We start from the raw sequence: 13,700 nt of genomic DNA, 5'->3' as shown, positions 1-13,700 counted from the left end.
GTGGGACGGGCGGACCGGGGGGGACCGCCCGTCCCGGCCGGCGTCAGCGAGCGGGAGGGGCGCCGTCGCCCCGGGGCCCCCCGCTCCCGGGCGCGCGGCTCTCGCGCACGGCGGCGTCCACGACGCGCGCCAGGGAGCGCGCCCGGGCGTCGGTGGGCAGGTCGTCCAGCAGCACGACCCGCCCGTCCGGCCCGGTCAGCGGCATCTTCCAGTTCGGGTACTCCAGGGACGTGCCCGGCTGGTTCTGGGTGCGGCGATCGCCGACGGCGTCGACCAGGGAGACGCCGATCATGAGCGAGGGCGCCAGCGCCAGGTAGCGGTGGAGGGCCTCCACGGTCCCCTGCTCCCCCGCGTCCTCCCGCAGCAGGCCGCGCTCGCGCACCAGGCCGAGGATGCGGTCCTGCTCGGCGCGGTCTCGCCGGCGCTCCTCCTCGACGGGCTGCGTCAGCAGCCCGAGGCGGTCGCGCAGGGCGACGTGCTCCTGCGCGAGGTACCCGGCGGTGGGGGGCAGGTCGTGGACGGTGACGCTGGCCAGCGCCAGCTCGCGGTAGTCCTCCGGGGGGCGCGGGCTGGCGCCGTCGTACTCGAACCACAGCACGGCGCTGCCGAGCACACCGCGCTCGGCGAGGTAGTCGCGCACCCAGGGCTCCACGGTGCCGAGGTCCTCGCCGACGACGACGGCGCCGGCGCGCTGGGCCTCGAGCGCGAGGATGCCGATGAGGGCCTCGTGGTCCAGGCGCACGTAGGTGCCCTCCGAGGCCGGGGAGCCCTGCGGGATCCACCACAACCGGAACAGCCCCAGGACGTGGTCGACGCGCAGGCCGCCGGCGTGCCGCAGGATCGTGCGGACCATGTCCCGGAACGGGGCGTACGCCTGCTCGGCGAGGCGGTCGGGCCGCCACGGGGGCTGGCTCCAGTCCTGGCCCTGCTGGTTGAACGCGTCCGGCGGGGCCCCGACGGTGACGCCGTGGGCGAGGGCGTCGCCCAGGGACCACACGTCGGCGCCGTCGGGGTGCACGCCCACGGCGAGGTCGTGGACGATGCCCGGACCGGTGCCCGCGGCGGTCGCCATGTCCTGCGCGGTGCGCAGCTGCTCGTCGCACTGCCACTGCAGCCAGCGGTGGAAGTCGACGCGTTCGGCGAGCTCGGCGGCGGCTCCGGAGGCCGCGGCCGCCTCGGGCGTGGCGACCTCCCGCGGCCAGGCGCTCACCGGCAGGCCGTGGCGCTCGGCCAGGGCGCACCAGGTGGCGAAGTCGCTCAGGCCCGGGTCCTCGTCGGCGACGTAGCGGCGGAACGCGGCCTCGCGGGCGGGGGTGCGCCCGTGCCGGAAGACGACCTCCAGCGCCCGGCGCTTGGCCGCCCAGACCGCGTCCCGGTCGATCTCGCCGGGGTCGGTGTTCGTGGCGCGGCAGCCGGCGGCGAGCTCCTCCACGGCGGCGCGGTCGGCGGGCGGGAGGTAGGCGACCTCCCGCACGTCCTCCACCCGCAGGTAGAGCGGGTTGACGAAGCGGCGCGTGGTCGGCAGGTACGGGGAGGGCTCCATCGGCGGCACGGGCGAGGCCGCGGCCAGCGGGTTGACGAGGACCCAGCCGGCGCCCTGCTCGGCGGCCGCCGAGGACAGCTCGGCGAGGTCGGCGAGGTCGCCCACGCCCCAGGAGCGCGCCGAGCGCACCGAGTACAGCTGCGCCTGGTAGCCCCAGCTGCGCCCTCGCTGCAGCGCGGGCGGCAGCTCGAGCGCGTCGGGGGTGACGACGAGGGGGCAGGCCGAGTCCCCGGAGGGGGTGTGCACCCGCAGCACGTGCCAGCCCAGCGGCAGGTCGTCGGGCACCTCGAAGGTGGCGCGGCCGGTGAGGCGGCCGTCGACGTGGACGGGGTCGACCCACCGGTCGACCTGGCGCAGCCCGGCCCAGCCCCCGCCGTCCTCCAGCTCGACGACCAGCTCGGCGGGGTCGCCGTGCGGGACGTGCACGGGCACGTGGTGGGTGCGGCCCTCGCGGGTGACGACGATCGGCGGGAGCGTGCGCCGCCAGGGGCGCAGCCTCACCTCGCGCAGGGCGTCGTCGACGGCGGCGGGGCCGGAGACGTCCAGGCCCATCGCGGTGAGGACCGCCTCGATGGTGGAGCGGTGGACGGCGCTCTCACGACCTCGCCAGTCGGTGAAGCGCGTGGCCACGCCGCAGGCGGCGGCCAGCTCCAGCAGCTGCGGGTCGGGGCGGTCCCGGGGCGCGGTGCGCGGGGCGTCGGACGGCACGGCGCCGACTCTGCCACGGGGCGCCCGTCCCGGCCCGTCCACACGGCTCCCGCCCGGCACGTGCACGCCGCGACACCCCCGGGCGTCGCACCCGGTGCCTAGGGTGGGCGCCCATGAGCACCCCCGCGAGCACCCCCGCGAGCACCCCGCCCGCCCCGCGCCTGGACCTCGTGGAGGAGCTGCACGGCGTCGCGGTCGCCGACCCGTACCGGTGGCTCGAGGACGCCGACGACCCCCGCACGCGGCAGTGGTCGGCCTGGCAGGACGCCGCCTGGGAGGGGTTCGCGGCCGCGCTGCCGGGTCGCGAGCGCCTGGAGCGGCGGGTGCGCGAGCTGATGTCGACCGGTGCGGTGGGTGCGCCGGTGCACCGCGGCGAGCGGGTGTTCCGCAGCCGCCGCGACCCCGCCGCCGAGCACGCCGTGCTGCGGGTGCGCGACACCCCGGACGGGCCGGAGCGCGTGCTGGTGGACCCGGTGGCGCTGGACCCGTCCGGGACGACGACGCTGGACTCCTGGCGGCCCAGCGTCGAGGGCGACCTGCTGGCGTACCAGCTCTCGGAGGGCGGCAGCGAGGAGAGCGTGCTGCGGGTGCTGGACGTGGCGACCGGCGAGGTCGTCGACGGCCCGGTGGACCGGGCCCGCTACTCCCCCGTGGCGTGGCTCCCGGCCCGCGAGGGTGAACCCCGCGCCTTCTACTACGTGCGCCGCCTGCCGCCGGAGCAGCTGCTGGAGGCGGAGCGCCAGTACCACCGGCGCGTGTACCTGCACCGAGTGGGCACCGACCCCGCGACCGACGTGGAGGTGTTCGGCGCCGGCCGGTCGATGACGAACTACTACGGCGTGTGGACCTCGCGCGACGGGCGCTGGCTGGTCGTCAGCGCGTCCGACGGCACCGCGCCGCGCAACGACGTGTGGATCGCGGACCTGGCGTCGTCGTCACCGCGCGAGCCGGTGCTGCGGGAGGTCGTCACGGGCCTGGACGCGCAGACGAGCGCCTGGGTGGGCCGGGACGGGCGGCTGTACCTGCTGACCGACCTGGACGCGCCGCGCGGGCGCCTGGCGGTGGCCGACCCCGCCGACCCGGGCGTGGCGAACTGGCGCGAGCTGGTGCCGCAGGCGGACGACGCGCTGCTGGAGGACGTCGCAGTGCTGGACGGGCCCGAGCTGGCCGACCCGCTGCTGGTGGTCGGCTGGACGCGGCACGCCGTGTCGTCGCTGAGCGTGCACGAGCTGGCGACCGGCCGGCGCCGGCCGGGCGCGGCGGGGACGATCGAGCTGCCGGGCACCGGCTCGGCCGGCGGGCTGCTCACGCGCCCCGAGGGCGGTCACGAGCTGTGGTTCGCCTTCACGACCACCACCAGCCCCGCGCACGTGCACCGCTTCGACGCCCGCGACGGCTCCCTCGTGGTCGACGCCGCACCGCCCGGCGTCGTGGACGTGCCGCCCGTGACGAGCCGGCTGCTGGAGTACCGCAGCGACGACGGCACCGTGGTGCGCCTGCAGGTGACCGCGCGCACCGACGCCCTCGACGAGCACGGCCGGCCCCGCACGCCCGCGCCGGCGCTCCTGTACGGCTACGGCGGGTTCGGCATCAGCCTGTCCCCGCACTACGCGCCCGACGCCCTGGCGTGGGTGGAGGCCGGCGGCGTCCACGCGGTGGCGAACCTGCGCGGCGGCGGCGAGGAGGGCGAGGACTGGCACCGCGCCGGGATGCGCGAGCACAAGCAGAACGTCTTCGACGACTTCCACGCCGCCGCCCGCTTCCTCGTCGCCGAGGGGTGGACCACGCACGAGCAGCTGTGCGTGCACGGCGGCTCCAACGGGGGGCTGCTCGTGGGCGCGGCCCTGACGCAGCAGCCGCAGCTGTTCGCGGGGGTGGTGTGCTCCGCGCCGCTGCTGGACATGGTCCGCTACGAGCAGCACGGTCTCGGCGCCACCTGGAGCGACGAGTACGGTTCGGCGGCCGTGGCCGAGGAGTTCGGCTGGCTGCTGTCGTACTCGCCGTACCACCGCGTGGTGGAGGGCACCGCCTACCCGGCGGTGCTGTTCACCGTCTTCGACGGCGACTCGCGGGTGGACCCCCTGCACGCGCGCAAGCTGTGCGCCGCGCTGCAGCACGCCACGTCCTCCGACCGGCCGGTCCTGCTGCGCCGGGAGGGTGACGTCGGGCACGGCGCGCGCTCGGTCTCGCGCACCGCCGGGCTCGTGCGCGACACCCTGGCGTTCGCCGCGGCCGCCACCGGCCTCGACCCGTCCTGATCGACCGCACCGGCCCACCACCCCGAAGGAGCCCCACCCCCCCGTGTCCGACGCCCTGTCCGACGTGATCCAGACCGACACCGCCCAGGCCACCGAGGCGGCGACGGAGACCGCCAGCGAGGTCGGGCAGTTCCTGCTCGACAAGCCCCTGAAGATCCTCATCGTCCTGGTCGTCTGCTTCGTGGCGCGCTACCTGCTGCTGCGGCTCATCGGCCGCGTCGCCACCGGCATCGCCACCGGGGCCAGCCGCCTCGGGGGGCGCGGCACGAAGCGGTACGGGCTGCTGGAGTCCTCGCCGCTGCTGTCCGAGCGGCGCGAGCAGCGCGCGGGCACCATCGCCTCGGTCCTCAAGAGCGCCACCACGCTGGTGCTGGGCATCGCCGCGGTGATGTCCGTCCTGGACATCGTGGGCGTGTCCATCGCCCCGTTCCTGGCGTCGGCGGGGATCGCCGGTGTCGCCATCGGCTTCGGCGCCCAGGCGCTCGTGAAGGACTTCCTGTCCGGGTTCTTCATGCTCGCCGAGGACCAGTACGGCGTCGGCGACGTCGTCGACCTGGGCGACGCCACCGGCACGGTGGAGGCCGTCGGGCTGCGGGTGACGCGGCTGCGCGACGTGCAGGGCACCGTCTGGTACGTGCGCAACGGCGAGATCATCCGCGTCGGCAACCAGAGCCAGGGCTGGGCGCGCGCCGTCCTGGACGTGTCCGTCGCCTACGACGCCGACGTCGCGCACGTGCAGGAGGTCCTGCAGCGCGTCGGCGACGCCCTCGCGGAGGAGGAGGACTGGAAGCCCCTGGTGCTGGAGCGCCCCGACGTGTGGGGCGTGGAGCAGATGGCCGCCGACGCGATCGTGCTGCGCCTGGTCGTCAAGACGGCGCCGCTGCAGCAGTGGGCGGTGCAGCGGGAGCTGCGCCGGCGCATCAAGGCCGCGTTCGACGCCGCGGGCATCGAGTTCCCCTTCCCGCAGCGCACCGTGTGGCTGCGCAACGACGGCGGCCGCCCGCAGCAGCCCCGGCGCCCGGGGACGGCGGACCCGGCGGCCGCGGCGGGCTCGCACCCGCCGCCGCGCAGCGAGGCGGACGTCAGCGCGGAGACCACGGCGGACGTGGACCCGGAGTCGGTGCACCGGGGGTCCTGAGCGTCCGTCGTCCCGGGCCGGGCCGGGCCGGGCCGGCGCGCGGGCGCCGGGTCGCGGTGGGCTGCCCGGCGCCGGACACTGACCGCGTGTACGACGACACGCCTGCGGGCTCCCTGCCGGACCCGGCGCACGAGGCCGGGGACGGCACCGGCCGCCTGGCGCTGGTGACCGGTGTCAGCGGCTACATCGGGGGCAGGCTGGTGCCTGAGCTGCTGGCGGCGGGGTTCCGGGTGCGGGCGGTGGCGAGGCGGCCCGAGGTGCTGCGGGACCGCCCGTGGGTCGGCCGCGTGGAGGTGGTGCGGGCCGACGCCTCCGACACCGGGCAGATCACCGAGGCGCTGCGCGGGGTCGACGTCGCCTACTACCTGATCCACGCGATGAGCAGCGGCGGGTCCTTCTCCGCGGAGGACCGCCGCACGGCGCGGACGTTCGCGCGCGCCGCCGCCGCGCAGCGGGTGGGCCGGGTCGTGTACCTGGGGGGGTTGTACCCGGAGGACGAGGAGCTCTCGACGCACCTGGAGTCGCGTCGGGAGGTCGGGGAGATCCTGCTGGACTCCCCCGTGCCCACCACGGTGCTGCGCGCGGCCGTCATCCTCGGCTCGGGGTCGGCGAGCTTCGAGATGGTGCGGTACCTGACGGAGCGGCTGCCGGTGATGGTGTGCCCGAAGTGGGTGAGCAACCGCATCCAGCCGATCGCGGTGCGCGACGTGCTGCGCTACCTGGTGGGCTCGGCGGACATGCCGCCGGAGGTGAACCGGGCCTTCGACATCGGCGGCCCGGACGTGCTGACGTACCTGGACATGATGCGCGGCTACGCCGAGGTGGCAGGGCTGCCGAAGCGGCGCGTGCTGCCGGTGGAGGTGATGTCCCCGCGCCTGTCCAGCCACTGGGTGGGCGTGGTGACGCCGGTGCCCAAGCAGATCGCCCGGCCGCTCGTGGAGAGCCTGGTGCACGAGGTGGTGTGCAAGGAGCACGACATCGCCGAGCACGTGCCCGATCCGCCGGAGGGTCTGCTGGGGTTCCGGGAGGCGGTGAGCCTGGCGCTGCAGCGGGTGCAGGAGGCGAACGTCACCACCCGCTGGAGCTCGGCGTCGGTGCCGGGCGCCCCCAGCGACCCGCTGCCCTCGGACCCGGACTGGGCGGGCGGCAACCTGTACGTGGACGAGCGGACGACGGTCGTGGACGCCCCGCCGGAGGTGCTGTGGCGGGTGCTGGAGCGCATCGGCGGTGAGCATGGCTGGTACTCCTGGCCGATGGCGTGGGCGGTGCGCGGTCTGCTGGACCGCTTCTCCGGCGGCCCGGGCCTGCGCCGCGGCCGGCGCGACCCGCACCACCTCATGGTGGGCGACGCGGTGGACTGGTGGCGGGTGGAGGAGCGCGAGCAGGACCGACTGCTGCGCCTGCGCGCGGAGATGCGCCTGCCGGGCCTGGCGTGGCTGGACCTGCGGGTGGAGACCGACCCGGTGGGACGGACCCTCTTCCGGCAGCGTGCCCTGTTCTCCCCCAAGGGCCTGGCGGGGCAGGTGTACTGGGCGTCGATCAGCCCCTTCCACGACGTCGTCTTCGGCGGGATGCAGCGCAACGTCAAGCACGCGGCGGAGACCGCGGCCCGGCGGGAGCGGCCAGGGGCGACACTGGTGGCGTGAGCCCCGACCTGCCCCTCGTGCGCCCGCAGAACCTCGTCGGCCGCAAGCCCGGCGGCCCGGACGGCACCACCCTCTCGTTCTACGACGAGATCGGCGGGCACGAGACGTTCGTGCGCCTGGTGGACGCCTTCTACGACGGCGTGGCGGCCGACGACGGGTTGCGCCCGATGTACCCGGAGGAGGACCTGGGCCCCGCCAAGGAGCGGCTGCGGATGTTCCTGGAGCAGTACTGGGGCGGCCCGACCACGTACTCCGAGCAGCGCGGCCACCCGCGGCTGCGGATGCGGCACGCCTCCTTCAAGGTCAACCCGGACGCGCGGGACCGGTGGCTGACGCACATGCGCGCGGCGGTGGACTCCCTGGGGCTGCCGCCGGCGCAGCACGGGCTGCTGTGGGACTACCTCGAGCGTGCGGCGCACAGCATGCTCAACACCTTCGAGGACTGATCCCCCGATCGGCTCACCCGCGGCGCTGCAGAGCGGCGCCCGGGGTGCCGATGGAGAACGACATGGGAAGCAGTGAGAGGTCGAGCAGCCGGGTCCTCGCGGGCCGGATGCTGCCGTACTTGTGGATGGCGGCGGGGGTGGCGATCGTCGTGGTCGCGCTCGGCGTGCAGGAGCAGGGGCGCTGGATCGCCGTCGCGCTGAGCAGCACGTCGTTCCTGTACGGGCTGGCCCAGCGGCACGTGGACTGGACCACCGCCCCGGGGTGGCTGTTCACCGCCTCGCCGTGGACGGGTGGCGTGGTGCTCTGCGTGCTGGCCTGGTTCGCCCCCGAGACCATGCTGGGAGCGGTGCTCGCCGCCGGCTGCCTGGCGATGTGGACGGGGCTCGCCCTGGGCGGGGCCGAGCTGCTGGTCGTGCTCGTGCTGGCCGGGGCCAGCACGGTGATCGCGCTGTCGCGCACCGGTGACCCGGCGGTGACCGCGACGTACACCGCGGCGTACACCGCGGCCACCGTCATCGGGCTCGCGTCGCTCGGCGGGGCGATGCTGTGGATGCGCAGCCGGCTGGACGCGGCGACCGGCGCCGCCCTGCAGGCGCAGGCCGCGGCCGCCGCCGCCGAGCGCGAAGCGGCCGCCGAGGCCACCCGCCAGGAGGAGGAGCGCGCCACCGCGACCGCCTCCGAGCTCGCGCGCCGGCAGGCCCTGCAGGAGCAGGTCTCGCAGCAGGCGTCCGCGCTGGCCCGGGCCGCCCAGCACGTCAGCGTGGAGACGGCGCAGCTCGCGCAGGTGAGCGAGGCGGTCTCCGGCGCCCTCGAGGGGCTGCAGCGCACCGCGCAGGCCACCGACCGCATCACGGCCGTGGTGGAGCAGCGGGCGCAGGACACCGCGGCGCTCATGAGCTCGCTGGAGTCGTCCAGCGCGCAGATCATGCGGGCCTCCGACGTCATCCAGTCCATCGCGCAGCAGACGAACCTGCTGGCCCTGAACGCGACGATCGAGTCCGCCCGTGCCGGGGAGGCCGGGCGCGGCTTCGCCGTCGTCGCCGGCGAGGTGAAGGAGCTCGCGCAGCAGTCCGGGTCCAACGCCGACGCCATCACCCAGACCCTCGCGCAGGTGCAGGAGCAGGTGGCCTCGGCCGCGGTGCGCGTCTCGGAGATCACCACCAGCGTGACCGAGCTCGCCGAGCACAACGGTGCGCTCAGCGCCGCGATCGAGGAGCAGTCGGCGGCGCTGCACAGGGTGGTCACCAGCGCCCGCCAGGCCGCCGACGAGGTGGCGGGCATGACGGCGGACGTGGACGTCCTGGAGCGGATCGCCGGCGGCGCGTAGGCCCCGGCCGCCTCGCGGTGCCGCGGCCCCTCAGGGCCTCGGCACCGCGAGGCTCAGCGCGACGTCGCCGCGCGCGTCGGTCCACCAGCGCGTCAGGTCCAGCCCCGCGGCGGCGAGCTCCGCTGCGAGGGTCTCGCGGCGGAACTTGCTGGACACCTCGGTGCGCAGCTCCTCGCCCCGCGCGAAGGCGACCTCCAGCTCCACGGCCGGGACGCGCACCGTCAGTGCGCGGCGGGCGCGCAGGCGCATCTCGACCCGCTCGTGCTCGGGGACCCAGACGGCGACGTGCTCGAAGTCACCGGGGTCGACGTCGGCGCCCAGCTCCCGGCGCAGCACGTGCAGGACGTTCTTGTTGAACTCCGCGGTGACGCCGGCGGCGTCGTCGTAGGCGGCGACCAGGCGAGCGGTGTCCTTGACGAGGTCCGTGCCCAGCAGCAGGGCGTCGCCGGGGTCGAGGGTGGCGGCCAGCGAGCGCAGGAACTCCGCGCGCTGGCCGGGTTCCAGGTTGCCGATGGTGGAACCGAGGAACGCCACGAGACGGCGCCCGCCGCGGGGCAGGCGGTCCAGGTGGTGCTCGAAGTCGCCGACGACGGCGTGCACGAGCACCCCGGGGTGGGCGGCGGCGACGCTGGTGCCGGCGGCCACGAGGGTGACGCCGTCGACGTCGAAGGGCACGAACCTCCGCAGGGTCCCGGCGTCGGCGAGGGCGGCCAGCAGCAGGCGGGTCTTCTCGCTGGTGCCGCTGCCGAGCTCCACGAGGGTGTCCGCGCCGGTGCCGGCGGCGACCTCCGGCGCGACGCGCTCGAGCAGCTCCCGCTCGCGGCGGGTGGGGTAGTACTCGGGCAGCCGGGTGATCTCGTCGAACAGGCGGCTGCCGCGCTCGTCGTAGAACCACTTGGGCGGCAGCGTCTTCGGCGTCCCGGTCAGCCCCGCGCGCACGTCGCGGCGCAGGCCGGCGGCGAGGACGTCGGGGGTGAGGTGCCGTTCGACGACGAGGGGCAGCGCGTCGGTGGTGCGGGCGGTGGTCACGGGATCTCCAGCGGGGTGAGGTCGACACCGTCGGGCGTCACGGTCACGAGGGTCCGGTCGGGCACGTCGCTCCAGGCGGGGTCGTCGTCCCACGGCTCGCTGGCCACGGCGACGCCGTCGGGGGCCTGCAGGACGCTGAGGGTGTCGCCCCACGCGGTGGCCAGGAGCCGCTCGCCGTCGGCGAGCAGCACGTTGAGCCGGGCGCGGGGGTCGGCGGCGCCGACGGCGGCGACCCGCTCCCCCAGCGCGGCGGGTTCGTCGAGCAGGTGCGCGGCGAGCACGGCGCTGTCGCACACGGACTCCGCGCGCGGCCACGCCTCGGCGGGCAGGACGGAACGGTCCACGACGCCGTTGTGGGACAGCAGGTGGCGACCGCGGGCGAAGGGGGCGCAGGCGCTCTCGTCACCGGGCATGCCGACGGTGGCGTCACGCACGGCGGCCAGGACGCACCCGGAGGCCACGTGGGGGGCGACGGAGGTCAGCGACGCCTCCGCCCACATCGGCCGCGAGGAGCGCCAGCGGGCGGGTTCGGGACGGGCCGGGGAGTACCAGCCCACGCCCCATCCGTCGGCGTTGACGGTGCCGTGGGCCTGCCGCCGCGGTTCCCAGCTCTGGTGCAGCAGCCCGTGCCCGGGGTCCAGCAGGAGCCCGGCGAGGGTGCGGGGGGCGCCGAGCCAGGCGACGTGGCGGCACACTCAGGCGTCCCAGGCCAGGCGCAGGCCGGTGAAGACCTGCCGCCTGACCGGGTGGTCCCAGTTGCGGAACGACGGGCGCACCGCGGCGGCAGCGGTGGCCCAGGAACCGCCGCGCAGCACCCGGTAGTCGCCGCCGAAGAACGGCGCGGAGTACGTGTCGTACAGCATCGGGGAGAAACCCGGCCAGGGCTCGAAACCCGACGTGGTCCACTCCCACACGTCGCCGATCATCTGCTCCACGCCGTGGGCGGAGGCCCCGGCCGGGTAGGCGCCGACCTGCGCGGGCCCCAGCGCGGTCCCACCGAGGTTGGCGCGCTCGGCGGTGGCGGGCGCCTCGCCCCAGGGCCAGCGGCGCCGGCGCCCGGCGGCGGGGTCCCACGCGCAGGCCTTCTCCCACTCGACCTCGGTGGGCAGCCGGGCGCCGGCCCAGCGGGCGTAGGCCTGCGCCTCGTGGAAGTCCACGTGCTGCACGGGTTCGGCCGGGTCCACCGCGCGCACGACGCCGAAACGGCGGTGCGTCCACCACCCGGCGCCGTCGGGTTCCCACGACAGGGGTGCGCGCAGCCCCGCAGCGACCCGGTGCGCCCACCCGGCGGGGCTCCACAGCCGGGGCTCGTCGTAGCCGCCGGCCTCGACGAAGGCGGCCCACTCCCCGTTCGTCACCGGGACCCGGCCGATGCGGAACGCGGGGACGTGGACCAAGTGCTGCGGCAGTTCGTTGTCCAGCGCCCAGGGCTCGGCCACCGGGTCGGCGCCCAGGGGGAACGGCCCGGCGGGCACGAGCACCGCGTCGGGGCGGACGGGGCGCCCGGGCGGGGTGGGGGTTGCCGTCAGCAGCGGCGCGCCGGTGCGCAGGCCGTGGGTGGCGAGCATCGTCTCGTCGTGCTGGAACTCGTGCTGGGCGACCATCCCGGCGCTGAAGCGGGTGCTGCCGGGCGAGGTGCGCTCGGCGCGCTCCAGGGCGTCCAGCACGCGCCCGCGCACCTCGGCCAGGGCGCGGCGGGAGGCGGTCGCGTCCAGCAGCGGAAGTCGCGTGCGGGTAGCGCGGGGGTGCTCGAAGGCGTCGTACAGGCAGGCGACGGCGGGGTGGAACACGGGGGTCCGGTCGGGGTCGGCGGCCTGCAGGAGCCAGTGCTCCTCCTGCTGGCCGACGTGGGCGAGGTCCCACACGAGCGGGCTCATCAGCGGCGAGTGCTGGGCGGTCAGTTCCGCGTCGTCGGCGTCGGTGAGGGCCAGGGTGGTGCGGCGCGCGGACTCCAGCGCGGCCACGGCGGCGTCCAGGCCGGTCGCGGTGGGGCCGGTCGCGGTGGGGCCGGTCGTGTCGAGGTCGTTCGTGTCGAGGTCGGTCATCGCAGTTCCTCCGCGGTCAGGCAGGCGGTGGGGCCGGAGCGCCGGGCACGGTCCAGGACGAGGTCGGCCGGGCCGCGGCCGGCGGCGGTGAGCTCCGCCCACGCCTCGACTGCGCCGCGCAGCCCGGTGGGGACGGCGGGCAGGGCGGCGGCCAGCACACCGCGCGCGGCGCGGGCCAGGGCGGGGTCGGCCAGGCCGAGGCGGGCGGCGTCGGCGGCGCGGTGCGCGACGGGCTCGGCGGCGGCCGCGGCGGCGTCGGCGGCCCGGTCGTCGTCGACGACGGCGGCGACCACGGCCGCCAGACCCGGCCACCAGGCGGCGGGCACGGCGTCCAGGACGCGGACCTCCAGGAACCCGCGCATCCGCACCGGGGGCCACAGCGTGCTCAGGTGCAGGTCCACGTCGGCGACGGTCGGTGCGCGGCCGTGCAGGCGCCGGCGACCACCGGCCCAGTCGGCCAGCGACACGGGATCGCCCACCGGGCGGCAGGGTGCGTCCTCGCCGTCGCGGACGAGCATGACGGGGGCGGCGAGGGCGAAGTCGGCCCACTCCCCGGCGGGGTCGGGGCCGCCGGTGCCGTCGGCGGGCCGGGTGCAGCGGCCGGGTTCGAGCCGGCGCCACACGCCCTGGCGGGCGCTGCGCTCGCCGGTCGCGCGACCGGCGAGCAGGGGGCTGCACGCAGACAGCGCGGCGAGCACGGGCAGCAGGCGGTGCAGGTGCTCCAGGCGCTGCGGCCACCGGTGGGCCGGGCCGGCTTCGAGGTTCACCTGCAGCGACGCGGTCGAGCACATCATCGCGGCGCCGTCGGCGCCGTGGCCGACGGCGGTGAAGTGCTCGGCCATCGCCGAGTAGCGGGAGCCCGGGTTGACCCGCTCGGGCGGCCGGGCGGGGTCGGTGCCGGTGCTCAGCAGGGCGATGCCGTCGGCGGCGAGGACCGCGTCGACGTGCGCGGCGTCGCGCTGGAGCGCGGCCACGGCGGCTGCGGGACCGGGCAGCGGCGGGCTGGACAGCTCCACCTGGCCGCCGGGTTCGAGGGTGAGGCGGCACCCGGCGGGCGGCTCGACGCCGCGCAGCGCGCCCGTGAGCCGGTCCCAGGGCACCCGCCTCAGCGGAGCGCGCAGGTCGACGGCGTGCCGCTCGAGCTCCAGGCCCACCGTGCCGGGGGTGCCGGCGCGCAGGGCCCCGGCGGCGACCTGCTCGAGGACGGCGGCGACGTCCAGGGGGACGTCGCGGTCCCCCGTGTCGCCCTCGCCCGCGTGTTCGAGGGAGGACAGCGCTGGCACGTGGCCCCTTCCAGGTCCGGACCGGCTCCGAGGAGCCGCGGGTCGGCGTGGGACCACCGCAGTGGCCTCTCCGGGAGCCTCGCACGCCCTCGCGGACCCGGCAAGGCCGTCCCGCACCACCCCGCACCACCCCGCACCACCCCCCAGGGGGGGGGGGGGGGGGGGGGGGGGGGGGGGGGGGGGGGGGGGGGGGGGGGGGGGGGGGGGGGGGGGGGGGGGGGGGGGGGGGGGGGGGGGGGGGGGGGGGGGGGGGGGGGGCGGGCGGGGGGGCGGCCC

Annotated in this window: 10 protein-coding genes; 5 read left to right on the top strand and 5 right to left on the bottom strand. The window is 76.7% G+C overall.

Translation table 11 applies throughout. From position 1 onward, the window contains the following. Positions 1-43: 43 nt before the first annotated feature. Complete coding sequence (malQ, locus tag ACRYR8_RS19285) at positions 44-2,251, bottom strand: 4-alpha-glucanotransferase (RefSeq protein ID WP_432486183.1); 2,208 nt, start codon at positions 2,249-2,251, stop codon at positions 44-46. Positions 2,252-2,364: 113 nt separating this feature from the next. On the opposite strand from malQ, the gene ACRYR8_RS19280 reads away from it, so the two are divergent. The 5 genes from ACRYR8_RS19280 to ACRYR8_RS19260 all read left to right on the top strand — a co-directional run bounded on the left by ACRYR8_RS19280 (position 2,365) and on the right by ACRYR8_RS19260 (position 9,067). Beyond that, positions 2,365-4,509 carry a prolyl oligopeptidase family serine peptidase gene (locus ACRYR8_RS19280; protein WP_432485945.1) on the top strand — a complete coding sequence of 715 codons (2,145 nt, stop codon included), beginning with the start codon at positions 2,365-2,367 and terminating at the stop codon, positions 4,507-4,509. A 43-nt stretch (positions 4,510-4,552) separates the two neighbouring features. Next, on the top strand, positions 4,553-5,647 hold the full coding sequence (locus ACRYR8_RS19275) for a mechanosensitive ion channel family protein (RefSeq protein ID WP_432485944.1): 1,095 nt from the start codon (positions 4,553-4,555) through the stop codon (positions 5,645-5,647). A gap of 86 nt (positions 5,648-5,733) precedes the next feature. Next, entirely contained in the window at positions 5,734-7,293 is a 1,560-nt protein-coding gene (locus ACRYR8_RS19270) for an SDR family oxidoreductase (protein WP_432485943.1), read from the top strand. A gap of 17 nt (positions 7,294-7,310) precedes the next feature. Further along, positions 7,311-7,739, top strand: a complete 429-nt coding sequence (locus tag ACRYR8_RS19265) for a globin (protein WP_432485948.1) — start codon at positions 7,311-7,313, stop codon at positions 7,737-7,739. 62 nt (positions 7,740-7,801) lie between these two features. Then, positions 7,802-9,067, top strand: coding sequence for a methyl-accepting chemotaxis protein (locus ACRYR8_RS19260; RefSeq protein WP_432485942.1), 1,266 nt, complete (start codon positions 7,802-7,804; stop codon positions 9,065-9,067). A gap of 30 nt (positions 9,068-9,097) precedes the next feature. Here ACRYR8_RS19260 and egtD read toward each other — a convergent pair whose 3' ends face one another. The 4 genes from egtD to ACRYR8_RS19240 are packed head-to-tail and all read right to left on the bottom strand — an operon-like array spanning position 9,098 to position 13,424. Further along, entirely contained in the window at positions 9,098-10,069 is a 972-nt protein-coding gene (gene egtD, locus ACRYR8_RS19255) for an L-histidine N(alpha)-methyltransferase (RefSeq protein WP_432485947.1), read from the bottom strand. Between the two features lie 23 nt (positions 10,070-10,092). Next, positions 10,093-10,791, bottom strand: a complete 699-nt coding sequence (gene egtC, locus ACRYR8_RS19250) for an ergothioneine biosynthesis protein EgtC (RefSeq protein WP_432485941.1) — start codon at positions 10,789-10,791, stop codon at positions 10,093-10,095. Further along, positions 10,792-12,141 carry an ergothioneine biosynthesis protein EgtB gene (egtB, locus tag ACRYR8_RS19245; protein ID WP_432485940.1) on the bottom strand — a complete coding sequence of 450 codons (1,350 nt, stop codon included), beginning with the start codon at positions 12,139-12,141 and terminating at the stop codon, positions 10,792-10,794. Continuing rightward, the gene (locus ACRYR8_RS19240) at positions 12,138-13,424 is read right to left on the bottom strand and encodes a glutamate-cysteine ligase family protein (protein WP_432486182.1); all 1,287 of its coding nucleotides are present in this window, start codon (positions 13,422-13,424) and stop codon (positions 12,138-12,140) included. The genes egtB and ACRYR8_RS19240 overlap by 4 nt, the downstream gene beginning before the upstream one ends. Positions 13,425-13,700: the final 276 nt, after the last annotated feature.

The sequence above is a fragment of the Kineococcus esterisolvens genome, assembly GCF_050871405.1.
Classification (GTDB): domain Bacteria; phylum Actinomycetota; class Actinomycetes; order Actinomycetales; family Kineococcaceae; genus Kineococcus.
This window is presented reverse-complemented; position numbering and strand designations above follow the sequence as displayed.

What these genes read in the sequence shown, in the direction of transcription:
- egtB (WP_432485940.1), bottom strand. Translation starts at nt 12,141, where the DNA reads ATGACCGACCTCGACACGAACGACCTCGACACGACCGGCCCCACCGCG.
- ACRYR8_RS19280 (WP_432485945.1), top strand. Translation starts at nt 2,365, where the DNA reads ATGAGCACCCCCGCGAGCACCCCCGCGAGCACCCCGCCCGCCCCGCGC.
- ACRYR8_RS19260 (WP_432485942.1), top strand. Translation starts at nt 7,802, where the DNA reads ATGGGAAGCAGTGAGAGGTCGAGCAGCCGGGTCCTCGCGGGCCGGATG.